We start from the raw sequence: 24,745 nt of genomic DNA on the forward strand, positions 1-24,745 counted from the left end.
TTCTCAAAGGAGGAACGTTCTATGCCTATCAAATCTCATCTGAAAACCCGAATTCTCAAACTTGCTTTAGAAGCCGAACAACAAAATTTAATTGATTGTTGTGTTCCCGATAATGAATCTGACCATTATCTTCTTAGTGTTGATGGTCTAGTTTATAAGTTGAAGGATATTTCTACTGGTGTTATCCTTCTCCAATTTCTCAAACTTCAATCCACTCACTTTCTCTCTCAACTCTTATCTGATAATACTTTGTCTTTCTCAGAAACAAATAATGTTTCTGCTTCTGCTTCTGCTTCTGCTTCTGCTTCTGCTTCTGCTTCTGCTTCTGCTTCTGAAATTGATTCTGGATTAGATTCTGGTGCTGGATTAGATTCTGGTGCTGGTGATGTAGAAAAAGAGAAATAAAAAAACTCTTCCCGGGCATGGGAGGAGTGATATATCAGGAGATTCAGATAATAAGCTGGAAATTACGCATTTAGACGCAGTTAGACACAGACGCAGTTAAACATAATCAGACTTGTTTTGTAGTGGTTGCTTACGCTTTGTTGTGTGGATGTTTCGTAAAACATATTATGCAACGAATAGTAGAGAAAGTCAAGGTTGTATCAATTCCTAAGTGGGTAGACCAAGCAATCGATATTAAGGCGATCGCCACCAGATTACAAGCAGTGGGAATTATGGAATGTCAGTGTGTTCCAACAGAAACAGTCGAATATGCTGTATCTGAGTGGTTCAAAGCAATAGTTGACTCTATTGAGTCAGACCCAGAATGGTTCATTAATAAGTTCAATCAAGAAAAGTTTCGGAAGCATATTCCTTATCCCGATGAGTTGGAGATTCCAGAGGTGGATGATATGGAAATACCTTTAACTGTCTAATAATCTTTCATCAAAAGAAATGAGGCATCCAATAAACGATGCCTCGAACACATCATCATCACATTTACAGGAGTTTACCATGATTATTATTCCCAGAAAAGATGAATTACCGGAAATTGAGTCAGCACTTGAGGAATATGCTAAACTCAAGAAAACTATTCAAAATTCCCAGGACTGGCTCAAGGAAATTGAGCCAAAAGCAATCAATGAAGCTCTAACCATTTTAGAAACTGGAAACAGTCTCAATAATAAAGGAAAAATGGTGTATAGAGGGAATGGGTTAAAATTGGTTCTGGGTGCACGGAAAAAATACCCAACCGACAAAGATGACCCAGAACTAGAAAGACTATCTCAACAGATTCAATTATTTGAATTGGCAGAAATTCGGAAAAATTCAGAAGAACTGAATCAGATTACCGAGCAAATTGAATTTTTAAGGTCTCAAATAGAAGTTCTTCAAGCTAAACAAGAAGAATTAAAACAGACCGCTTACATCATTTCTCTCAAGAGTAAGTATAACGATCGCCGGGATAAGGGTATGTACCAAGAACCTTATTTGATTGTTTATCAATCTTAAGGGGAATCGCCTCTGGCTCTCGCTTATTCTCTGGGGTTTTCTAGCTTTCCCATGACAAAAAAGCTATCAGAAACAAAAACCAAAACAGAAACAGAAACAGAAACAGGAACAGAAACATGAACGTAATAAAAGTAGATAATTTCGCATTTCGCATTCCTGAAGTCCCATTAAGGTACAGGGGGAATTGTCATAAAGAATGGGGAGTATTTCTCTGTTCTAATTCGCAATTAAAGGGCATGAGCCATTTAGAAGCAAAAGAGTCAGGGTTGACTCGGGGCAAAGTAATTGAACTAGCTCTGTGTCATGTCACAGACAAGATTCTGACATTCGAGCCACATTATACATCAGAAGAGTTCAAAGAAATCTGGGGCTTCCCAGTCAAAGGCGAGGTGAAAGCAGAGTTAGTGGAGAACTGCTCTCAGCTAATCACTTTCTTATTACATCGCCAAAGTAAAGATAAGATTGCCCGAATCTTTGAGGAATTCTCCCAACAAGCATTCAATTCCTGGGTTTCTTCTGGGATGGAGAAACCCATTGAGGAATATGCAACAGAAGAAATCAAACGATTGTTCTTCGGGAAAATCTTTATCTTCGAGATGGTCCAAGCCGTAGGTGACTGGGGTCCATACTTTTACATAGAAACGACCTACCGGGAACCGGAGAATGATTTCGAGAAGGCAGCACTGAAAGCCGCGTCTGAGATTTATGATGCCCAATGTCAGGGGATGGGGTTTTGCTCTGACCCCATATTGGAAGCGAATCATGCTGCTAATGTTAATCTTTTGTCTGCTTCTGGGGAAATTGCCGAATTACCTCCGGTAAACGACAAGAAACTCAAGGCCGGTAAAGCCAAATAATCCTGATTGATTTGAGACTCCAGTAGCAATACTGGGGTCTTTTTTTTCTTACATCACTGTCTTATTTTTTTCTTACATCACTGCTGAAACTTTTCCTGATGATTATTTTTTTTCTTTACTACCACATCAGTTTTTTCAATAACTTGTGCGAAATCTTTCAACAAATTTATGAATAATTTAATGATTTGGGATAGGTTTATGAGTTAAAATATTCATATCTCATCAGTGAATTCCTCCCAATCTTTATCACAGATTTGGTTCAAAAACATGAAAATAGTCCATGCCAATCTCTGAGTTTGGGTCAAAATACTCTCTGCTTTCGCTTTGTCTTTTGATGTCTTTTAATCAGTTTCATTCTGATAATTGATAATGTTTGATAATGCAATAATATTTCTCGAAAGCCAAAAACGATTGGGTAAGATTCCTGACTTTGTACCTCTAAACAAACCGTTCAGGAAATTTGTTCATCTTGGAGAATGGGTAGCTTCAACCCCCGAATTAGCTCTAATTGTTAAGAGCTATAATCCACTTATTAATCAGACAACAGGACAAGTCACTCAATATTTTGACTTGTACAAAATGCCAATTGAGTTAGCAAAAGAAACCCTAGCAAATTCTGTATCAAATTCGGTATCATGAGAAGATTAGAACACTTTCTATTGATGGAATTCTGTCTCTTCCTTAGAGAGACATTTGCATTCGTTGTCAGGGTCTCAATTAAGCTCGATAACTTAGTAGGTCACGAAATCTTCTGGTCTCTAATTGGCGTTCACTCTAGGAAATCATGGCTCTTTTGCAGAAAACTAAGCCACGAAATCAATATCAAATACCTCCTAGAGGTCATAGAAGATATTGAAAAAGTCAAACGAAACATGATAAAAGATGACTCGTTGAGTAGAGAGGAAAAAGCCTCCAAAATTAAGATGATGGAACAGATGGAGTCTCAGTCAATCGAATTGTTGAAATCTAATCGTATCAAACTTCATCAACTGTCAAAATAACTTTCCTCAATTCAACTTCAGAGCCATATATATATATATTAATATATGTGGCTCTACTATCATTTAAGGAGAACTATCATGAGTACAAAGATAAGCTGGGCTGACGAGACAATAAATCCACTGGTCGGATGCTCAAGGGTCTCCCCCGGATGCCGTTTTTGCTATGCTTCTGAAGCAGCGAAATCGGCAAGGTTGCAGCAGTTTGAACAATATCAGAAAGTAGGAGCATGGGATGGAACAGTAGAATTTGTTGAATCTCAATTAATTAAGCCATTGAAGTGGAGAAAATCAAAGAGAATATTTGTCTGTTCAATGTCTGACATATTTCACAAAAATGTCAAAGTAGAATGGATAGATAAAATCTTTGCTATCATGGCGATCGCCAATCAACATACTTTCCAAGTTCTGACCAAACGACCGGAAAGGATGCTGGAATATTTATCTGATTCATCAACCCCAAACCGAATCGAAGAAGCCGGTTATGAATGGTCTCACAACATGGACTTTGACTGGCCTTTAAACAATGTCTGGGTGGGAACCAGTGTTGAGAATCAGGAGATGGCTGATAAACGGATTCCATATCTGATTCAGGTTCCTGCCAAAATTCGGTTTCTTAGTTGTGAACCGTTGTTGGGCAAACTTGATTTAGGTAATCATTTGGTCTGCAACTACTGTCATGGAAACGGGAGAAAACTTCAAGTAAAACATGGTTACAAATGTGGTACAGCCAAATTTGTAGATTGCCCTGAATGTGGGAACAATCTCTGGAATGATAAAATTCGGTGGATAATCTGCGGGGGCGAATCAGGTTTTAATGCTCGTCCATGTCGAGTTGAATGGATTCAGTTTATTGTTCGACAATGTAGTGATGCTAAAATTGCTTGTTTTGTCAAACAATTAGGAGCTAAACCCTATTTAGGTTCTGAAGATTATTTACCTGGTATCAATACTGTCAATCTTCATGACCGTAAAGGTGGCAATCCTGATGAATGGCCTGATGATTTAAAAGTTCAACAATTCCCAAGATTTTGATATAATTTAGTCAAGACTTCTACAGTCTTGGCTATTTTTTTTAACTGAGTGATGGCTATTAAAGTATTCAAAGCTAAACCTTTTGTGATAGATGGGGATACTCTAGTTTCCTGGGAAAATGAACAACCAATTTATTATAGAATTCGGTGGATTGATACCCCAGAAACTAAAAGGGCTGATGATTTCGTAAAAACTCCTTATGATGAATCTCAATGGAAATGGGGAGAATTGGCAAAATCCTATTTAATTGATTATGTAAAGAATTCAAATTGTGTGATTTATGTTGAAAAGGGTTTTGATATATATGGAAGAACTTTAATAGATTTATATCGGAATAGAAAAGCAATAGTAACTAATTATCAAAGATTAATATCGGCAGCAGGATTATCAGCCGCCTATTTACCATTTCCTCAAAATATAAACTTATCTCCCCGAGATGAAATCACCATATATTGTCATATCATTAGACGACAATATTTAGCTAGAATAAAGAAAAAAGGAATTTGGGCAGACCCAAACTTTATCATGCCCTGGGAATGGAGAAGATTAAAACGATGAGAAATTTATGGTCAATCCTATTAATCGGGAATTTAGCTCAAATTCCAGTATCAGATACAACACTAAATACCACAGTTACAAATCAAGAAAATATAACAACAATTACAGGAGGAATAACAGCAGGAACTAACCTATTTCATAGTTTTGAGCAATTCTCAGTAACAGAGGGTAAAACAGTCAGATTTGAGAATGGGTTAGAGATTCAGAATATTTTTAGTCGAATAACCGGCAGCGATCGCTCACTGATAGACGGCATCATTAGCACAAACGGCATAGCTAATCTATGGATGCTCAACCCCAACGGCATCATCTTCGGTCAAAATGCCCAACTCAATATCGGTGGTACTTTCTATGGAACCACTGGCGATCGTATCCATTTTAGTGATGGCAGCAGTTTCAGCACCGATACCAGTGAAGCGCCATTGCTGACTATCACTGCACCAATTGGTTTATCTGGAGCCACTCAACCCATTCAGTTTGTCGGTCCGGGGCATGGCATCGTTATCACCAACCCAGTCTTTCAACCTGTACAGCCTGAAGTTGATTTTACTGGCACGAGCATCAAATTGGTTGCCCCCCACTTCTTTTTTAACGGAGGGCTTCTCAGTGCCGGTGACTTAAATCTGATTGCAAACACTAAATATAGTATGGATTTATCGGCAGAATCCAGTCAAACCGCTATTGGTAGTATTTTCCTGGAAAATCAATCATTGATACAGAGTAATGGAACGATAAGGATAGACGGAAATGTTAATGGAAGCAATGGCTCCTTAATTTTAGGTGTGGATGCAAATATATCAGTCAATGGCGATGTAAGAATGACAGGAATTAGGGATTTTCTGGGAAGCCGAATAGGAATCAATGCCTATAAGAAACAAAATTTGCTCAAGATTAATGGAAATCTGATTCTGGAACAAGCAGGTGGGATTGTAACAAACAATTATGGATTGGAGTCGAGGGCTGATATCAATGTCAATGGGGACAGCATCTATCTCTCAGGACAATCGGATACGGGGATTCGGGCAGTTTCAAATCTGAGTGCATTAGCTTTTGAGGGACCAAGTGGCAATATCAATATCAGGGCTGAACAAGTAAATGTAGTTGATGGGGCAATTATCACCAGTGTCAATTTTGGTTCAGGGGATAGTGGACGAATTGATATAAATGCTGATTCTGTCCAAGTCAATGGAGTTAGTCCTTTAAGATTAACTAATTCGTTAATTAATACGAGTAGTTTTTCCTCTGGAGATGCCGGTCAAGTTTCTATCATTGCCAATTCAGTCAAGATTTTAAATTCTGGACAAATTGATTCAGGAACATTTGGAAGTGGTAATGCTGGTGATATTTCCATTTTTGCCAATCATCTTTCTATTTCTGGACAAGAATCGGGTTTTCCTCCTGCACAAATTAGCAGTGCTACTGCCGATATTTTTGCCAGTCCTATCACCTCTTTTCTTAACTTATCTGTACCCACTGGTAATGCTGGTAATATTTTTCTCCAAACCCACTCCTTAAATTTGGATTTGGGTCAGATAACTGTTCGTAGTGATGGAATTGGAGATGCTGGTAATATTTTGATTAATACTCAAACTCTTCAAAGTAATCGAGGAATTATTTCAGCTTCAACTTTAGAAGGAGATGGAGGGAATATTCATTTATCGGGAATCAATCTAAATTTTCTAAATCAATCTAATATTTCGGCATCGGCTGCTGGGAATGGTGGAAATATTTTTATCAATTCTCAACTTCTAACCGGACTTGAAAACAGCAATATTACCGCTAATTCTGAGCAGAGTTTTGGAGGGACAATTTCAATTAATTCTCAAGCTATTTTAGGATTTAAACCTCGTTCAATTCCCTCACCTCAAAATGATATTATTGCTTCGAGTGAATTAGGTTCTCAGTTTGCCGGGTCCATTATTCTCAATGAATTTTCGGGATTGACTCAGCCAATTTTTCCTTCTCTTGAAACTTATCAACCCCTTCAATTTAATTTGGGTTGTTCCGTTGCTATTCTCCGATTTCTGAATCCTCACCATCGCAGTCCTCTTGCCCCACTTACTCCCCAACTTGATGAAGCTGTTGGTTGGTCTCTCAATGCGAATGGTCAGGTTGTCCTACTTGGTGAACAGCACTTTACTCCTCTTTGTAATCTTGCAATCTCAATACAAAGTTTAATCTAAAGCCAGTGGAACCAAATGGCGATCGCTACCATTGACCCCTCAAAACTGGCAAAACTGCACTGAACACCTGTCTGAACACCTGTCTGAACACCCTTAATCATTGTCTGGTATGGCTTTCAGTGATTCTGAACCCCACAGACCCTTAAACTTTGACTTGATTGCTATATCCGTCCGGGTCATTAAATTAACATACATTTAATTTCTGATGAAAGTTTTAGAGTAATTAGTCTTCAGAGTCTTCAGAATCTATATCGGACATGGATTTAAGGTCTTCAGTTAGGTCTTCAGTTAGGTCTTCAGAGGTGTTCAGTTTATGCAATCCAGATGATTAAACATCCCCTTCACCTCATTAATTCATCAAATAGGGGGTCAGACCCCTCATTGACTGACTGAAGACCTAGAGGTGACTAGAACCTGGTCTGTTCGAGGGATGTACATCAATCACATTTTCATAGAGTATTGCAATAGAAGTGCAAGGAATAAAAAAAGACCCCAGCAGGTTTGTAGGGGTCAAGATGAGCAGAGGGTATGGTGAGTCTTACTCAGGCAATGTCAGTCAATGTCAGGCAATGTCAAGCAATGTCAGTGACATAGAAAAGGGCCAAAAAACTGATGTGTCTTTCATCAATTAAGAAGAGAGTAGAAGATGTGGGTGATTAAGTCTGACTGATTATTCTGAATGGCTATGATGAGAGCTTGAGAGTAGTGAAAAGCAGCTTGTTCAGTCAGACCCAATTGATTGAATAGGTCTCCGCTAATCAGAAATGATTCAGCAGTGTTCAAATTTTTAAGCAATTCCAGGGCATCATAGTGAAGTCCCTCATTCAGATAGATATTGGCAACAGCAATCTGTTTCTGCTCATCAGATAAAGAGAGCGTGTCAAGAAGCCTTATCTGATTTTGAATGAGATTGAGTTCATCCAGTTTGACCACTTCAAATCGCCCAATAGCCGAAGCTGCCGAACCAATTTTTACAGTGACCGTGTAAAATCCTGGGTCAAGAGCAGGGATTTCAACCGTATCTATTCCTGTGCCTGACCAAATTTGTCCTAAATCGGAGGATAGAGTTATTGTTGCTTCAACCGATTCTAAATTAGATGACCAACTAATGTTGAACGTTTGATTTGGTTGAATTCGAGTCAGAGGATGGATATTGAGGCCCTCGCCACTACGAAAACGGCTTAAGCGACTACGACACCCTCCTGCGACACCTGAGAATACGTTTTCCGGGACATTCCATAGTTGACCTGTGGAACACAAAATTTTCATAGATGTTCCGGTTCTAGTTCTGATAATATCCCCAAACTGTAATCGTTGTCCCTGACTGGCTTCAATTACTGTTCCCTGACGATTCAGATAAGCTCGACCATTTAACTCTACTATTGTATTAGCGTTTACTGTTGTTGTTAAACTCATCCAAAGAATTGTTGTAATCAGTCCAAATTTTTTCCTCATTTTCCTTGTAAAATTCTCTAGCTTGATGTATCCATTCATCCTCATCTGGATTATTTGATGAAGCATAGGCCAGACAATTTTGCCATTCACTTTGTGGGTCCAGACGTAAATTTTCTTTGACTTGTGCCAATAAACATTGACTTGCTACTCCTTTTCTATATGGTAATCCAACCTTAGCCGCTAATTCTAGGACTGTTTTAGCTTCTTCATATCTTCCTTGTTTTAAGCGTACCCATCCTAAATTTTTTAATAAATAGTATTCTAATTCTTCATAATTGGTATTCTCTAATTCTCTCATTCCTTGTAATAAGAATACTGTAGCTAATTCTAGTTCTCCTGATTTTAGCAAAATTCTTCCTAGATTGTTATAGGCTGGAACATATCCACTATTTAAAGCTATTTTGTAATATTTTATCGCCTCATCTAAATCTAATGATTCTTGAATTAAGCCTAGTTGATAAGCAGCTTTAGCATTGGTTTCATCTACTTTAAAAGCTCTCTTAAATCTTTGATTGGCCTCAAATAGTTCTCCCTGTTCATAATAAACAATTCCTCTGGTTGTGTAGTAAGATGATAAAGCAGGAAGTACATAATTATGGAACAGCAAAACAATCACTAAACAAATTATACTAAAAAATAGCTGTGATTCTTTCCATAAATAGCGAGGAAGACCAAGGTTTTTAAAAAGAGTTTCCAGGATAAATTGACCTTTTTTAGTAAGAGAACCCTGGACAGCAAGAACAGCTAAGATAGAATGACTACCTAGAATCAGAGAACTAATAATGTCAGGACCAATTAATAAAAACTTGCTGCAAGTATCTATTAAAACAGAAGCAGCAGCAGCAAACACACCTAAAGAAATATCGTTCCATAACCAATCTAATTTATCTAGTTTATGTCGGGTCTTACAAAACCACCACCAATGTGATTGCTCAGGATTAAAAAGTTGACGATATTCTTCAGGAATTTCTAAATTAAGTCGTTTGAAGTTTTGGTCTAATTCCAAAATTCTTAGACAACTTTCTGGAGAACTATTTAATTGATTCTGAATATTAGACCGATTGATTAAGAGTGAAAGTAAATTATCTGGATTATAATTAGAGATACTTTTATCATAAATATCGATTAAATTAATGAGATTATCTTCCATAGTCATGGGTTTGTTAACAACATTGTCAATCTCTACAGAGACTTTATCTACAGAGGTGTATTCAGAATTAATTGATAAAGCAATTAAGGGAGATATCACAGCAGCCGAAAGGGCAGTACAAATAGCTCCATCAAATAGCTACCGCTCAAAAGCTGTAATAATTTTAGCTAACTTAGTTCAAACTAATGACCCAAATCGAGCGATTAGATTATATCAATCCATTATAAACCAGACAGACGAGAATGATACCTATATCATGGCTCAACTCAATCTGCTCTCTCTGCTTATCAAACAACAACCAGTAACCGAACAAATTTTAGAAATTATTGATGAACTTAAACATGGAATATCTACCGATTCAGAAAGAATACATTTTAGTTATAGTTTAATCCAAATTGAACTATATCAAGAAGCCTTAAATATTTTAAACCAAGTTTCTGAATCAAAATTCCTAAGTTATTCATTAGGTTTGAGAGCCAGAACAAATGAATTGCAAGGAAATATTGAATCAGCTAAAGATAAATTTTATCAGGCTTATGCAATTGCCGAATCTCAACAAGATTCTGAAGCCCTATTTCGTTGGGCATGGGGTCTGGCTCGAACATATTCCCAGATGGATAATACTGAATCGGCTATCCTTATGTATTCTGATGCTTTATCTCATATTAAATTTTCATCCTTAGACTTTGAAGAGATTGAACCGATTTATCAAGAATTTTTGGATATATTACTTAAACCAGATGCCAGCACTGAACAATTACAATTGGCTCAATCTGTCATTGAACAAAAACAATCAACTGAAGTTAGCATCTTTTTTGATGAAATTTGCTTAGAATCTGACTTAATATCTATATCTGAACCTGACAGCATTGTGATTTATCCGATTCTGCTGCCCAATCGGTTAATGGTTCTTTCCGTGAGAGAGAATAGTTATCAAATTCATCAAGTTTCTATCACGGAAGCAGAATTTCAACAATTTACTGATAACTTTTATGAAAATATTCAAGATATTGACTCAAAAGAGTTTTCTGAAAAGCTTTATGATTGGTTGATAAAACCTTTAAATTTATCAGGAGAAGTCAAAACTTTAATTTTTAGATTAGATAATCAATTTAGGAGATTGCCTTTGGCAACAATGCACGATGGAGAATCTTATGCTATTACTCGATATGAGATACTTATCTCCCAAGGATTATTGTCTAAACCCAAAACAATAAAGAATGAGATTTTAGCCGGTGGAATCACTGAATCTCATCAAGCATTTAATGAATTGCCTAAAGTAGAAGTTGAAATCGAGACAATTCAGCAATTGGCTCCTCATAGTTTGAGTTTACTGAATCAAGATTTTACTCTGGAAAATCTGAGGAAAAGACTAGAGAAAAATTATTATCCAATTGTACATCTGGCAACACATGGGAAATTTAGCTCAAGTTTTGAAGAAACATTTTTATTGACTTGGAATGGTAAGTTAAATATTAGAGAATTAGAAAAGTTATTAACCCTAAATTCTAAGCCAATTGAACTTTTAGTATTATCGGCTTGTGAAACGGCTGTAGGAGACGAGAAAGCTACATTGGGATTAGCAGGATTGGCGGCTCGTGCCGGTGCGCGATTTACTTTAGCAACTCTCTGGGCTGTTGATGATGAAGCTACTGCCCTGTTTATGAATGAATTTTACAAATATCTTTTTCAACACGGTTTATCTCCATCTGAATCTTTATCTAAAGCTCAATTAAATTTAATTAACACCCCCCGATTTTCCCATCCCTTCTTTTGGGCAGGGTTCGTTTTAATTGGTCAATAACTTCTTTTAAACTCATGTTAGAATCAGATAAGAGTCTTTCTATTTTCAATTATGCAGAATTCAATACTGACAAGAGGCACAGTACAGATAGACCAGTCGGAAATTACTTTATCGACAGGAAACACAAGTTTACAAATGTCGAGGTTGTGGGAAATAGTAACAGGAACAGAAAACTTCCTATCAGAGAAAGGAACAGAAGGAAGTGCAGCTAAATTAACTGGCTTGGCTCCGGGAGTTTATCAAATAGAGGTAAGTTTATACTCAAGAGAATTAGAGTACAATGATTCACTCTATGCCTGGAATGGAAAAAGATTCGTCAAAGTAACAGGACGAGAAGGAGCTACTCAACAATCTTCTACAGTGTGGGTAAGAAATTGGTTTACTACCACTATTGAAGTTGTTTATGATTACATCACCTTTGTTGCCTTGGATGTATTTTCCAAAATAGGCAACACTGAATTCAAAATACGCAATTTACAATATTTGTCACCGTTACCATATTTGGTTCCAGAACCAATATCTCTGATACCAACAAAAACAATAGGCAATGTACAAACAGACACAACTTGTCAAATATCAACAGCAACAGGTGCAAGAGCTATTTCAACTCTTTCTCAAGAATTGACAGGCGATCGCTCAATATTAAATGGCTACGGAGTAGAAGGCAGTTTGGCTATATGGAACAATCTGTTACCCGGAATTTATGAAGTTAAATGGCAAATCTCAACCTCGGAAACAGAGAAAGATGCTATTTATGTTTGGGCGGATGAGACTTTAACTCTGTGGGGAATTCCAAGTCAAGCGACTAATCCACTTAGCTCAACTCGAAAAATTAGTAATTTAATCACCATTCAAATTAGAGTGGCTAATGGAACCCTTGGATTTCTAGCATTAGATACAGTTGATACAACAGGAACTACAGAATTACACATCCATCAAATAGAAAGAATTGCCGAAATATTTGAGGAAATTGAAGGTAATGGCAATAATTCTGCGGATACTGCGTGGTTCTTAGGAACTCTTTATCCAGAAGGATTTGAACCAGAAGGGATTATTTGGAATAATGGAGAAATCTCAGGTTCAGACCACTCAGGTTATAGCGAAATTATAGAAACTATTGGGGGTGATGATGTCGTTGACTTTTTTACCTTCCATCTGGCTATGCCAGCGACTTTACGATTAACCACTAATAATGCCATCGCTGCTTTACTTAATGAACAAGCTAATTCAGTTATCTGGGATTCTAATGATGCTTATCAAAGTGAAGGGACAATTCGACTAAACCCCGGAACATATTATCTTCAATACAGTACCGAATCTTCTATGCCAGAAGAATTTAATTCGACCCTGTATTTGACTCCATGATATAATTTTGAATAAGTTGAGGGTTTAGAAATTATGACATTACAATTCACTCAAGCAGAATATCGTGTAAGGGAAGATGGAAATTGGTTGACTCCAAAAGTAGGAGTAATCAGAGAAGGAGATTTAACAGGTCAATGTGGGGTAAGAGTACGCAATATTTCGTCAACTACTATTGAAGGTAGAGCAACTAGAAAATCAGATTATGATGTTCCTCATGGCACGGGAACAGGTCAAGATTTGTTGTGGGCCGATGGGGAAGGAGGTGTAAAATTCTGTGATTTTGAAATCATTGAAGATTTAATGGTTGAACCAGATGAATTTATTCCTCTGGATTTAATCAATGTATTTGGAACAGAACTAGGCGAGATTACTAGAGCAAGTCTTTGGATTATTGATGATGATGTGGTACTTCCAACTCATCAATGGATTGGTACTCAACTTCAACTCCAAAATACAAACGGGACTTTTGGTGAACTTGTTGATTTAAAAGGCCCACAAGGTGACCCAGGTCCACAAGGCGACCCAGGTCCAAAAGGTGATAAAGGTGATATAGGTGAACCCGGGATAGTTGGTCCCGTTGGTCCACAAGGTGACCCAGGTCCAATTGGTCCCAAAGGTGATAAAGGTGACCCAGGTCCACAAGGTGAACCCGGTCCAGTTGGTGAAGCCGGTCCTATTGGTCCACAAGGTCCCATTGGTCCAAAAGGAGATAAAGGAGAAGTTGGTCAACCCGGTCCAGTTGGTCCAGTTGGTCCGGTTGGTCCACAAGGTCAAGCCGGTCCGGTTGGTGATATTGGTCCTATTGGTCCCAAAGGTGATATTGGTGAACCCGGTCCACAAGGAATTCAAGGTTTAAAAGGTGATACTGGTGAACCCGGTCCAATTGGTCCACAAGGTCAACCTGGTCCTAAAGGTGATATTGGTCCAGAAGGTCCTGTTGGTCCTGTTGGTCCACAAGGAATTCAAGGTGAACCTGGTCCCGCTGGTGGTCCAGAAGGTCCACAAGGTCCACAAGGTGAACCCGGTCCCGTTGGTCCTGTTGGTCCAAAAGGAGATAAGGGTGATGTTGGTGCAACTGGCCCACAAGGAATTCAAGGTTTAACTGGTCCACAAGGTCCACAAGGTCCACAAGGTTTACGAGGTTTAACAGGTGCAACAGGTGCAACAGGTGCAACCGGACCACAAGGACCACAAGGACCACAAGGACCACAAGGACCACAAGGACCAATTGCTACTGCTGAAGCACCTGTAGGGATAACATTCGCGGCAGGATGGCAGTCGTTGAGTGGGCATCCTGTTACTTGCCGGAGAATGGGTAAACTTGTCCTATTGCAAGGAATAGCAGAACGAGTGAGTGGTGATAGAACAATATTTGGAACGTTGCCGGTGGGATATAGACCGAATGTTAATCAAATCAGTTGGCAAGTAGGCTTTGTGAATGGAGGTACTCTTGTCAGAGTAGATGTTAACACAGCAGGACAAATAATTGCGGGTATTCCTGCGTCTCCAACAAATAACACAATTTCAATGGCTGGTATCAGTTTCTTTATTACCTAACTTGACGTTTAGCCATCAAAAGAGCGATCGCCTCTTACAATATTCAGCCATCAATAAAGCATCAGCGCGGTTATGATGTTTTTTGAGATTTAATTGGGGAGCCAGATGAGGAAATAATTGGAGAGCTACAGTTCTTGATTCATCTTTTTCTCCTTTTACTCCCATCTGGCGTTTCCATTTTTGGGGTGAAACAAATTCATAAGGAATTTCTAAACCCGCCAATATTCCAATCCATATACCGAATGCTGTCCCAAAATTGAATCCACTTACACCCCCTTGTCCTGGCATTGCATGGACTTCTTCTATAATTGCTGTAGAATCCTCCGTATATTGTTTAAGAATTTGATAATATCCAGCAATATCAGGTTTTTTCTTGGTTTTTATTTGAAAAATTGGTGAATCAATTAATTGAATTTTTGAGGAGTTGATTATAGCAACCGCTCCTGTGATTCCTGGGTCTATTCCAATAAATTTCATGGTTCTAGTTGTTGATTACGTTGAGGGTGAGTTGGGTGTGATTGTAAATTTTGTTGATGAATTTGATGAAGTTGTTGTTCAGCAATTAAGGCACGATTTCGCATTTGTTGAGCAATTTTATCTGAAGCAAAAGCGCGTTGATTAGCCCGTTTAAGTTCCTCACGACATCGAGCATTATTTTCGGATTCAAATTGAGTGCTATTGATAATTATACCAAACAATTCAAACTCAAAGTGAACCCAACCCAAATAAACAGCAGCCACGATGAAACCACCAACAAATATTCCAGAAACAAAGTCTTTCATCTTTTATAACCTCGGTGTTTTAAGACATTACTGATTGCTTTACGTCGTCGATTTTGGTCCCAGCCGATACAGCCATTTCTCCAATTTTCAGAACGGTAAGGGTGCATCTTGACGAAATCATGAGCTTGATTGCGAGGGTTAGCGCAAATATTGAACAAACCACCAGCGCTTAATAGACCAGTTGATTCATCACGAAAAGATTCAATACGAGTTTGTTGAATCAATTCATCACCTCGTAATCCTTTCTTATATAAATCACCAGCAACTTTAGGAGCCACATCACTAACTCGGGGACTAGCTTGATTCCAAAGGTCTAAAATATTAAGGAAAAGTTCAAAATTTTGTTCAGGTGGTAGACCGTGTTTTTCCATTCGGGAAGAAATTAATGGAATGCGAGATTGTGTTCGTTCCAGACAACCTTGATTGGCTTGGTCTAAATTACCGCCTTTTCCATAATTACTGCACCAACCTTTATTCCACACTCTTCTACCACCAATCAAACTAGGGTCAACATGACCTTTAATCAAGGATGTTTCTTGTCCGGAGACAGTCAAGTTTCCTTCAGCGTGACCAATAGCATAAACAGCAATGGAATTCATATCTTTTGCAACATCGGCAATCGCTGGGGGAGTCCGGTAGGTGATGGTTTCAACGGCAGTAGCAAGAGGACGAACCAGCCCCGTTTCAGCAATTGTTTGGCGAGTGGTGGGATTGATGATGGCGATCGCACCAGCAATCCCAACCGCACCATAAAGCAACCAATTCCAGTTAAACTCAGCCTGCTGCGGTAACGGTTGCTGGAGACGTTGCATCAACTGCTGGGCGTACAACTCGCCGACACTGGTGGCTGAACTGAACGAGTCAGGGGCTATGTTGTCGGAGCGATTGCCTCCATTGCGGAGGCTGCCTGAATGTGACAAGACGGACAATCCCAGACCGATGGCCGTCAGAGTTCCACCTAAAACAAACCCACTTTGAGTAGCAGCGGCGGTGTCCGGAATGGTTGCGAATTCGCACATCTGCTTGGCTCCAGGTGACAGCAATTGGCACGGCATTACGTTGATGTGGTGGTTGATTCCTCCAATGGCGATCGCACCTACGCTGGCTCCTATCAAAATCTTGTGGTGAAGTTTCACTTATCGCCTCCTGTTGCTAAGAAATCGCGATATTCATCAATGAGGGGCTGGGTGAGTTTTCGGTCTGTAATGCGAGCGCCGCGCACGGGAACCCCGTCAATTCCAATGGAATATTCATGAATTTGGTTGTGGATGTGAACGCCACTTGTCCGCCCAGTTTTACCCTGGATGCCGATATCCTCTCCTTTGGTAATGCGATCGCCCGGTTGTTTTGTTGGCGACCCTTTTACCAAATGTCCAAACAGCCAAAGTTTGCCACCGTCACAGGCCACCTCAACAATCTGACCTGCACCAAAACCTGTTGAGAGGTTTCCTGTCCGACCTTGGAACCATACTCGGCCAATAATTCCATTACAAGGGGAAGGAATAGGGACGGCTGTTGACCCATCGCGTTCGAGGACATAATCATAAGAACCTGTTGGGGTATCATCGTAAAAATGAGGACCGCGATGTTGTTTCAGTGGCCGGAACGGGACAACTTTTGCTTGAGCAACCGGAGCCGTTGTCTTGTTGGAGTAGGGGTGAGCATTGGTTACCGTGGTTGCCGTCGTGGTTGCCGGTGAATGAGTCCACTCGTAAAGTTTGAGGGTGCGTTCTGCCATTCGGTTGAGTCCCGGAATCAGCATGAACGAGAGCAAAATCAAACTGGCGATCGCACAGACAGCCTGACCCCGATTCACTGCTGCTTGATATTGTGCCCTTGCTCGTTCCTTGTCCGTTGCCTGGGATTCCCAATGAGCAATCCATTGTTGGTTTTCGGCTTCAGTGCGTTCGCGTTGTTCTTGGCTTTGGCGCTGGGTTCGCAGTTCAATCCCTTTGAGTTCGCGATATTGAAACTCATCTGGGAGACGTTGCAGTATATCAAGTGAGGTTTGGTTCATATTGGTTGACATTGACCGGCATAGGTTTCGACCACTGTGCAGTTGGCTCGTTGTGGTGGGGGTTGAGTGGGTTTGTTCGGTGCGGCTGAAGGGGTGGCAGTTTGAGTCCGAATGGCGGGAATAGAAGGAATTGGGAGTGAGTTTGGAATTTTCGGAATACTGGTTTGGGCGGATTGTTTCCAACTTGGGATGAGTGCAAATTGACCAATTCCTGGTTTAGCCAGGTCTAGCCCGAACAGAATCAGCATGAGCAAAACAAGCAAACCTTGTATTCTAGGAATGATTATGAATTGCTTCATTTTTCTGTATCTTCTTGGTCGTAACAAAATTTGATAAGAGCGATTCCTGCGCCCAATGTTGTTCCTGCCTCTTTAACATCTGATATTTCACCTCCTTTGATTGTCAGAAATAATAAAATGGTTCCTCCGGCGATGGCTAATAAATATCCTGATGCTTTAATTAATTGAAAAATTGGAAGTTCTGCCCATTTTATTTGAGTTTGCTGGTCAATAGTTTGAATGTTAATATCTGAAGGCGAAGAATCCTCAATTAAATTATTGAGAGATACGAGAATTTGAATTTTATCTTCTGTATCTATTTCATTCCAACAAGAAATGGGATTTGTTTGTAAATATTCACGAGCTTTAATTTCGATTTCTTTTTTTTGAAGGGCAGTCAGTCTAGCTTGTAAAGCTGCACCTTTCAAAGGATTGCCATTTTTATCAGTTAAGTTTTGAATTGGATTTGAGTTCATGATAATTTCTCCTAGTAAGGAACAACAAGCGAACAATTTGAGATAACCGTCGCTTGTTGTAGTTAGAATTATTGACCTTGATAGCGTTGTAAATTGGTTTGAACAACGATGTTACGACTACGGTCTAAAGGAATTGGTTGAGCATTTTGACCAGCAAATTGTTGTTGAGATTGATTAACAAGCTGGGTTCGGTAAGCCCCATCAAATTCTTCAACCAAAGGACTACCTAAGTTAGTAACCAATTTGAGTCCTCGTACTGTTGCATTAGATGCTTTGGCAGATGCTGGGGCATTATGTGGTAAAGGTTTATCACTAGCCACTCCTGAAACAACACCTTGACAAGCATTGAAAACAGCAAGTGCAATAACATAGAGACCAATACCCATTGCCCAATACCCAATAGTTTTGAAAGGGTGTTTAGGATTTGAGTATTTTAGAGTAGTTCCTACCGTATCAGTAATAGTTTGTACGGCTTGAGTAGCACCATTTGTTATAGCATCAGGTGCACCTTTCAAACGGGATGAGGCACTATGACCTGCACGGTCAAGAGCTTCAAGAGCATCTTCAGTTATTTTTCTAGCTTTTTTCAATTGATTTTGAGCATCTTGTAAACCTTGTGATTCTGCTTCTGGATAAGAATTCATGACTTTCTCCCTGTAGAGGATTATGAGAAGGATAGATTATATGAGAAGGATACTCAGAATTGTCTGATAGGAGGAGGTCTACTAAATTGAATAAATTGTTGAGTTTTCATTGTCTTCATTATTTATTCTTCATTAGTCCGGAATCTTTCAACAAATTGATTAAATTCAATAGATAAATCTATTGGGGAATCTACTGGTAAATCTCCGGGTGAATCTACTGGAGTTGAACTAGCTCGTTGCATTATTTCGAGATGTTCAGGTGTTATATTCAGGGGTTTACAGGGTGAATCATCTAGTGAATCATTGATTGGTTGTGAATCATCAGGATGGAAAATCAATTGTTCTTGAATGTTGGATAAATCTGGAGCATAGGACATTTGATTTCGGGAACTAAAGAAAAATATGGGATGATAGGGATGAGCTTCACCCATAGTATTTAGTTGGTGAAAGAGCTTGAGTCGTTGATTTTTATCGGAAAGTGACCGATTGATTGATTGGCGACAAAGTTCAATGGATTTTGGATTAAATGCTCGACCAATTGCAAAAGTTGTCAGTTGGGCTGAAACTGAGACATCAAAACCCAACTGTTTGACAAATGGAGATTGAGCAATAATCCAAAGAAAGATATTATCTTCTAACCCAACAAAAGCCAAACTTTCAGCAAGTTGGATAATTGTTCTTTGGGCTTTCGGGTCACAATCTTTGGCAGCCTTCAATAATGTCGGCCATTCGTCTAAAATGACGACGTAAGGGGTTGGATTATAAGGTTGACGAGTTTGCCGAGCTTTTTGTCTGATTCGTTTCCTGTTAGTTTGTTCAGACATGGCTCGTCTGAGGAGAGTGATAGTATTCATAATTCCCTGGTAAGGGTTATCGAGTTCAACACTAACAATCACTGGAAACCCATCTGGATGAGATAATCTTTCCAACCCTAAAAACACACTACCTTTTGGGTCAACTCCGTTCCAAATCACATCAGGACAAACTTGAACGACTTCTCGAATCATTCCGCACAGTGTACTTGTTTTGCCCGACTGGGTTGTGGCGGGAATTAATAGATGTCCTTTGATTTTGTTCAGGTTTAGTCCTGAACCATAAAGTGCTGCTTCTTTCAGCAGATTAGGTTCTTTGGAGGGTTTTTTGGTTGGTTTGCTTGGGGCATATCCTGATAAAACAATGGGTGAGATTTCATCAACTTCATCAGATACATCAACTTCATCAGGTACATCATCGTTATTTTCATCAAATGAATAGTAATCAGGTTTAGAAATATGAGATGTTTCAGTCAGATAATCAGTTGATTCAGTCAAATCAATTTCAGAAACATCAGAAGAAACATCAGCACCAGACCTCCATATATCAAATTCAATATCCTCTTTTGAATGAGTAGGAAGATGAACAGGGGGACGAGTAAGGGGACGAGTAAAGGGTTGAGTAGAGGGACGAGTAGAGGGTTGAGTTTGGGGTTGAGTAGAGGGTTGAGTACGATGTGATTGAGAGGAAGATGATGTTTTTTGCTTATCAAATGTTTTTTGCTTATCAGATATTTTTTGCTTATCACCTAAAGAAAGGAAGGTAGCAGCAGCAGTTCCACCGAGAGCGATCGCCATTCCACCCCATTGCAAAATCCTTCGTGCAGTATCAGGAACCCCAAATGAGACTTCCTGGGTTTGATTATTGTAGGCGTTGGTCAAAACTGGGACTGGCCCAGTCGATTCAAAGCTCGTTGCAAACATCCAACTGCCTATAATCAAACTAACCGGAGCCATTGCCAACCATTTCAAATTCATCATAATCCTCCCGGAAATGGATTGTAGTAGTCTGTTTCTTGAGAATTTTCTTGAGAATTTTCTTGCAATTGTTCAGTAAGACTTGGAACCACCTCACGACCATACATATCTTGTTGTTCAAGTTGATTGGCTACTTGGTCTAAACCTTGCAGTCTGAGTAAGGAAATAACCGAGTTTTTAATGTCTTGTTGTCCGTTTATCAGGTCAAGGGCGACTGCTATTGAATCAGACTGAGGAATATTAGAATTTCTCGAACTGTTGATTACCAGTAATTGAACAATTCCAATTACTTGGGTCATGTGGGGAGAAAGTTTTTCATAGAAAACTTTTTGTTGAGTTTCCCCATTTTCATCTAAAATTGGTTTCCCTGATGAATCAGTTTTGACAGCCCCTGAGTCTTTCCAGACTAAGGTTGAAGATTCACCACCAGCAGCCAGAGCAATTTTTTTAACAGCAGTAGTTATGCTATTATTCCGAATCGTTTCTGGATGCAGACCATAGTTTGGGTCATTGCGATCGCCCCGAACTTGTTGGACTCTTGCATTGAATGCTATTGCCTCGTTATTCATAACCATTTGCATCAACCCCATTTCTGTGGGATTGTTTGGATTTAGGTCGAATTGAGTTATTTTCGAGGCTTCGGTCAGTTGTTTATTTTGTAGTTGGTTTTGAGCTTGGGTACGGATGGCATTGAGACAAGCAATGGATGTTGCATCACAATTTCTTGCATCAATTTCAGCAACATTAGTAGGAGATGGTACTAACTGAGCTTGAGATTGAACAACAGCAATTGCTCCCAAAAACAAACTAGATAGTGCTATTGCCAATGTTGTCATGACATATTTATTAAGCAAAATATTCAAGAAACTGGGTTTTAGGTCAGTAACTATCCAATTTTTCCAATTAGATTCCGGAGTTAGGGAATCATCAAAATAAGTTTCAATTCCGGCGACTGTCATAATTACCTCTGGTTGAATGAGTGGGATTAATAGTGAACAATATTGGAGGCTTCTTCGTACCATTGAGGATTCAAAGTATCGGACTGAAACAAATATTCAATCAAAGGAACAACAAAAGCCCCAACTACTAAACCTCCTACTACCATTGCTGGACTAAATGCTACTGCCATCGTTCCATAAGCAATACATCCTGTAATAGCTCCAACTAGACTTGACCAAGTTACTCCAATTGCTAGATGTCTGGCACGATTTTTGAGAGTTTTCAGCAATGATTTCATCGAATTTTTCTGATTTGTGTAATTGAGTATTTGATGAAACTGATTGAGGCGATCGCCCCTAAACAAAGACCTAAGATTCCCCCTTGGATTAATTGATTAGGTAATTGAGTTGGTTTAATAGCTACAGCAATTGTGGTTGTGGTTGCCACCGACAAGCTATTAATTCCGATAGAGGCGATTGCACACCAACCAGATAATTCTAATTTTGTTTGTGTTTTGACTTCTGATTGGATAGCGGATTGATGAATATAAGTTTCAATCCAATCAGCCACTTCAGAATTTAATTGGAACTCTCTGGTAAGGCATTCGTTGATTTTTGACAAAGCCGACCCCTCATAAATGCCGACAATTCCATGACTTCGACTTCTTGACCATCTGGATTGGCTTGTAATGCGTTCATGAAGTCCTCCGCTTCCCTTTTTTTTAACTCTTCAAAGACTTGTTTAGTTCGAGGGTCAGTAAATGGATTAATTTTTCGAGTCTTTTGCATTAAATCCTGAGCAGCTACCAGAGCTATGATTGGAGCCATTGCTTCATTTTGTTGAGCCAAATGTTCAAGTAATGACCCATAAGTATCTAAGGCTTGTGAAGGAGAACTTTTGACTGATAATTTTGAAGCGGATTGTAATTGGTTGTAAACATCCTCCTTTTTATCGTCTACATCATCATTTTCTACAGAATTTCCTAATTCATCGTCCATTGCTTCAGAATCAGAATTGTTTAATGGTTCAGAATTAGCTGGAGGCAAAGAATTGGATTGAGTAGATTGAGCTTCTTGATTTGATTTAATTTGATTGGCTAAGTCAATAATTGAGACTAATGTATTGGTTTCCTGACTAAGTTTTCCAGCCAAATCCACAAATTGTCTAGCTGTCTGAACTGCATCTAGTTCACCTTCTTCAGTTTGAAGACTGCCGGTCACCGTAGTTTTGCCTTTATTTTTGGAAAGAGAGAAGCCTAAGATTGTGAAAAATTCAATGAGGTCACCTTCAATCACCTTAACTGATTCGGCTAATTCTGAGAGCAAGATTACTTTATCCATGATTGATTAATCTCCTGATTGTTGAGTTGAGGTTTTTTGATTGAGATAAGCAGAGCAATAAACGAGCACAGCAGAAACTGGTAGAGATTCCAGGAAATCCGAATTTTGAGTTTCGACCAGATATTCAGGAAATGAGACTCTGTAGACATCTTGAAAATATTCAATTAATCTGCCTTCTGGTGGAAAAGAAAGATAATCCTCCCAAAGTTTTAGGAATTCTCTCCTAGTGATACGGGGATTTTGCATTCTTGAAGCTACCCATCCACAGTCCATTTTGATTATTTGGTTAGCTGTGAATGCCCCTCGTCCTGATGCCGGTACACCCATCGCTCGTCTGAAATCCACCAATGAATTGTAGGTGGCTCTGTATCTACTTTTGCAAGCCTGTACTCCCCATAAAATATTTGAGTTATATGCTTGCGGATTTATCTTTTTTCCCCATAATATCCACTCTTTTTCTTCCTCATTTTTTACCTGTGTTGTTCCCGAGGTCGTTTCTGAGGTCGTTTCCGAGGTTGATGTTTGGGGATAAATTGGTTGAGTATTGATTACTGATTTGTCTTGATTAAGAATCAAGGCTTCTGTGGGTGCTACTTTGATTGCATACATTTGGCTAATAACATCATCAGATTTTTGTTTTTGTTTCTTAGAAACATCAAGATATTTTTGTTGTTGTTACTGGTGTTATGAGACTAAGTTGAGGATAAACTATGTCATAGGTGTGACCTCATGCGATGGAGTAGGTTGAGTAAATATGATGTCTAACTGTGTCAATGTTATGAACAAGTCATAAAAAGGTAAACAAGTTTGGTTAAAAATCAGTGATAATTAAAGAAATAAATGCTGTAGCAGGGAAAAAACAAGTCTAGGATAAGGTAAAAATTAGAAAAATGACAAAGGAAATTATATAGGTCAAAAATTTATTGGAGAAAAGGGATAGAAAAAATGGACAAAAAAATGGCTCCATGAGAGGAGCCATAAAAGGAGTTGAAAATTTAAGCTCTTTAATTTAAGCTCTTTTACGAAAAGTGTTTGTGGAGAGATGTAAATGATATAAATACAAGTGCCAAGATTCTTCAAGAGCAGCCAGATAAAAGAGCAAAAGTCTGATTCTAGTAGCGTTTCGGAAATTATAGCTATCTATCAAATTCAAACAATCTTTAGGTGACATTGCCAATATCCATGAAATGAATCTTGCCATATCACTTTTAGAGTAACTTGGTTTTAGCCACCATATTTTACTCCATTTTTTGCAGAACATTTCTAATGAATCTGACAAGGGGCTTATCAAGTTGATTCTATTTGTGCTGGACCACATATAGTCCAATTGTCCTAATAATACTTCCAACATTTTTTGGGTCGGTGTATCTTCTTGTCTTCCACTCAAATAATTTTTATATGAAGATACTGACCCGGTTTCTGGTAGGAGTTCAGCTAAAAACACAGCCGCTTGTTGAACAAAACCTATATCCCCTGGGTATTTTAGGCCACAACTAGGTTGATACAGCTTTTTTTTGTATAGTACCGGCATCCATTTCCGGCAGAACTCATATACAGATATTGCTTTGGCTTTTTCTGGTGGCTCCATCGTCAATTAGTTAATTAGCTGTTGGGGACTCCCGTTATTTATAACGGTGAGAGGAAAACAGACAGCATATAAACCATTTTCCTCGAATAATGTTGGTGGAGGGGTATGGTTGCCCCTCATGAGGGGATAAGGTTGTCCCCAACTCCCATTTCTGGGGTAAACGTTTGCCTCGCCAATGTTAACGGTCGGTACTTTGCTGGTAGCACGGCTACTCACCCGAGGCTCCCGGTTTAACTACCAACTTCTACAGCCTAGAACTGGCACGCATTCTAGGGTAGGAACTTTAACGCTTGCCGCTAACGTAGTGTGCTAGACACTCAGGCTGGTCAACGTGGGCTGTTTTTCAAGCCCTCAGCAGAGTCAAAGACTTGCTGACGGGTTATTGACCTTTCCTCTCCAGCTTTTATGTATTACGCCTGGTCTTTTTCGTCTTGGTCTTGTGTATTACCTTAGCACCTCTCCTCTTTTTTGTCT

General features: G+C 39.2%; 27 protein-coding genes. 11 read left to right on the top strand and 16 right to left on the bottom strand.

Annotated elements, in window-relative coordinates:
• The first annotated feature begins 21 nt into the window (after positions 1-21).
• The 8 genes from NG792_RS08285 (at position 22) to NG792_RS08320 (ending at position 7,086) form a co-directional block, all read left to right on the top strand.
• Positions 22-405, top strand: coding sequence for a hypothetical protein (locus tag NG792_RS08285; protein ID WP_261235140.1), 384 nt, complete (start codon positions 22-24; stop codon positions 403-405).
• 167 nt (positions 406-572) lie between these two features.
• Positions 573-878 (top strand): hypothetical protein, encoded by a 306-nt coding sequence (locus NG792_RS08290; RefSeq protein ID WP_261235141.1) that lies wholly within the window; start codon positions 573-575, stop codon positions 876-878.
• Between the two features lie 79 nt (positions 879-957).
• Entirely contained in the window at positions 958-1,455 is a 498-nt protein-coding gene (locus NG792_RS08295) for a hypothetical protein (protein ID WP_261235142.1), read from the top strand.
• 116 nt (positions 1,456-1,571) lie between these two features.
• On the top strand, positions 1,572-2,312 hold the full coding sequence (locus NG792_RS08300) for a hypothetical protein (RefSeq protein ID WP_261235143.1): 741 nt from the start codon (positions 1,572-1,574) through the stop codon (positions 2,310-2,312).
• Positions 2,313-2,681: 369 nt separating this feature from the next.
• Positions 2,682-2,951: a hypothetical protein gene (locus NG792_RS08305; protein ID WP_261235144.1), complete on the top strand. Its 270-nt coding sequence runs from the start codon at positions 2,682-2,684 to the stop codon at positions 2,949-2,951.
• Positions 2,952-3,391: 440 nt separating this feature from the next.
• Positions 3,392-4,345 (top strand): phage Gp37/Gp68 family protein, encoded by a 954-nt coding sequence (locus tag NG792_RS08310; protein WP_261235145.1) that lies wholly within the window; start codon positions 3,392-3,394, stop codon positions 4,343-4,345.
• A gap of 51 nt (positions 4,346-4,396) precedes the next feature.
• Positions 4,397-4,903, top strand: a complete 507-nt coding sequence (locus NG792_RS08315; protein ID WP_261235146.1) for a thermonuclease family protein — start codon at positions 4,397-4,399, stop codon at positions 4,901-4,903.
• On the top strand, positions 4,900-7,086 hold the full coding sequence (locus NG792_RS08320; protein WP_261235147.1) for a two-partner secretion domain-containing protein: 2,187 nt from the start codon (positions 4,900-4,902) through the stop codon (positions 7,084-7,086). The genes NG792_RS08315 and NG792_RS08320 overlap by 4 nt, the downstream gene beginning before the upstream one ends.
• A 624-nt stretch (positions 7,087-7,710) precedes the next feature.
• Here the strand turns inward: NG792_RS08320 and NG792_RS08325 are convergent.
• Together NG792_RS08325 and NG792_RS08330 are read right to left on the bottom strand one after the other, a co-directional pair.
• A complete protein-coding gene (locus NG792_RS08325) occupies positions 7,711-8,502 on the bottom strand; it encodes a hypothetical protein (protein WP_261235148.1) in 792 nt (263 codons plus the stop codon).
• Positions 8,474-9,697 (bottom strand): tetratricopeptide repeat protein, encoded by a 1,224-nt coding sequence (locus NG792_RS08330; RefSeq protein ID WP_261235149.1) that lies wholly within the window; start codon positions 9,695-9,697, stop codon positions 8,474-8,476. Before NG792_RS08330 ends, NG792_RS08325 begins: the two co-directional genes overlap by 29 nt.
• Here NG792_RS08330 and NG792_RS08335 point away from each other — a divergent pair.
• Genes NG792_RS08335 through NG792_RS08345 form a run of 3 tightly spaced genes read left to right on the top strand, consistent with a single transcriptional unit; the run spans position 9,675 to position 14,417 of the window.
• Positions 9,675-11,495, top strand: coding sequence for a CHAT domain-containing protein (locus tag NG792_RS08335; RefSeq protein WP_261235150.1), 1,821 nt, complete (start codon positions 9,675-9,677; stop codon positions 11,493-11,495). The genes NG792_RS08330 and NG792_RS08335 overlap by 23 nt on opposite strands.
• 51 nt (positions 11,496-11,546) lie before the next feature.
• The gene (locus tag NG792_RS08340; protein WP_261235151.1) at positions 11,547-12,860 is read left to right on the top strand and encodes a hypothetical protein; all 1,314 of its coding nucleotides are present in this window, start codon (positions 11,547-11,549) and stop codon (positions 12,858-12,860) included.
• 33 nt (positions 12,861-12,893) lie between these two features.
• On the top strand, positions 12,894-14,417 hold the full coding sequence (locus NG792_RS08345) for a hypothetical protein (protein WP_261235152.1): 1,524 nt from the start codon (positions 12,894-12,896) through the stop codon (positions 14,415-14,417).
• A 15-nt stretch (positions 14,418-14,432) separates the two neighbouring features.
• Here NG792_RS08345 and NG792_RS08350 read toward each other — a convergent pair whose 3' ends face one another.
• The 14 genes from NG792_RS08350 to NG792_RS08415 all read right to left on the bottom strand — a co-directional run bounded on the left by NG792_RS08350 (position 14,433) and on the right by NG792_RS08415 (position 24,271).
• The gene (locus tag NG792_RS08350) at positions 14,433-14,894 is read right to left on the bottom strand and encodes a RuvC family protein (protein ID WP_261235153.1); all 462 of its coding nucleotides are present in this window, start codon (positions 14,892-14,894) and stop codon (positions 14,433-14,435) included.
• Entirely contained in the window at positions 14,891-15,199 is a 309-nt protein-coding gene (locus tag NG792_RS08355) for a M48 family metalloprotease (protein ID WP_261235154.1), read from the bottom strand. The genes NG792_RS08350 and NG792_RS08355 overlap by 4 nt, the downstream gene beginning before the upstream one ends.
• Positions 15,196-16,335 (bottom strand): hypothetical protein, encoded by a 1,140-nt coding sequence (locus NG792_RS08360; RefSeq protein WP_261235155.1) that lies wholly within the window; start codon positions 16,333-16,335, stop codon positions 15,196-15,198. Before NG792_RS08360 ends, NG792_RS08355 begins: the two co-directional genes overlap by 4 nt.
• Positions 16,332-17,216 (bottom strand): M23 family metallopeptidase, encoded by an 885-nt coding sequence (locus tag NG792_RS08365; protein ID WP_261235156.1) that lies wholly within the window; start codon positions 17,214-17,216, stop codon positions 16,332-16,334. Before NG792_RS08365 ends, NG792_RS08360 begins: the two co-directional genes overlap by 4 nt.
• Complete coding sequence (locus tag NG792_RS08370) at positions 17,213-17,515, bottom strand: hypothetical protein (RefSeq protein WP_261235157.1); 303 nt, start codon at positions 17,513-17,515, stop codon at positions 17,213-17,215. Before NG792_RS08370 ends, NG792_RS08365 begins: the two co-directional genes overlap by 4 nt.
• Positions 17,512-17,970, bottom strand: a complete 459-nt coding sequence (locus NG792_RS08375; protein ID WP_261235158.1) for a hypothetical protein — start codon at positions 17,968-17,970, stop codon at positions 17,512-17,514. Before NG792_RS08375 ends, NG792_RS08370 begins: the two co-directional genes overlap by 4 nt.
• 68 nt (positions 17,971-18,038) lie before the next feature.
• The gene (locus NG792_RS08380; protein WP_261235159.1) at positions 18,039-18,614 is read right to left on the bottom strand and encodes a hypothetical protein; all 576 of its coding nucleotides are present in this window, start codon (positions 18,612-18,614) and stop codon (positions 18,039-18,041) included.
• A 122-nt stretch (positions 18,615-18,736) separates the two neighbouring features.
• Complete coding sequence (locus NG792_RS08385; protein WP_261235160.1) at positions 18,737-20,407, bottom strand: type IV secretory system conjugative DNA transfer family protein; 1,671 nt, start codon at positions 20,405-20,407, stop codon at positions 18,737-18,739.
• Entirely contained in the window at positions 20,404-21,363 is a 960-nt protein-coding gene (locus NG792_RS08390) for a hypothetical protein (protein WP_261235161.1), read from the bottom strand. The genes NG792_RS08385 and NG792_RS08390 overlap by 4 nt, the downstream gene beginning before the upstream one ends.
• Positions 21,364-21,389: 26 nt before the next feature.
• A complete protein-coding gene (locus NG792_RS08395) occupies positions 21,390-21,641 on the bottom strand; it encodes a hypothetical protein (protein WP_261235162.1) in 252 nt (83 codons plus the stop codon).
• A complete protein-coding gene (locus NG792_RS08400) occupies positions 21,638-21,913 on the bottom strand; it encodes a hypothetical protein (protein WP_261235163.1) in 276 nt (91 codons plus the stop codon). Before NG792_RS08400 ends, NG792_RS08395 begins: the two co-directional genes overlap by 4 nt.
• An 8-nt stretch (positions 21,914-21,921) precedes the next feature.
• Positions 21,922-22,683, bottom strand: coding sequence for a hypothetical protein (locus NG792_RS08405; protein ID WP_261235164.1), 762 nt, complete (start codon positions 22,681-22,683; stop codon positions 21,922-21,924).
• A 6-nt stretch (positions 22,684-22,689) separates the two neighbouring features.
• The gene (locus NG792_RS08410) at positions 22,690-23,292 is read right to left on the bottom strand and encodes a hypothetical protein (protein ID WP_261235165.1); all 603 of its coding nucleotides are present in this window, start codon (positions 23,290-23,292) and stop codon (positions 22,690-22,692) included.
• Positions 23,293-23,692: 400 nt separating this feature from the next.
• Positions 23,693-24,271, bottom strand: coding sequence for a hypothetical protein (locus NG792_RS08415; protein ID WP_261235166.1), 579 nt, complete (start codon positions 24,269-24,271; stop codon positions 23,693-23,695).
• Between the last annotated feature and the right edge of the window lie 474 nt (positions 24,272-24,745).

The sequence above is a fragment of the Laspinema olomoucense D3b genome (assembly GCF_025370785.1).
GTDB lineage: Bacteria > Cyanobacteriota > Cyanobacteriia > Cyanobacteriales > Laspinemataceae > Laspinema > Laspinema olomoucense.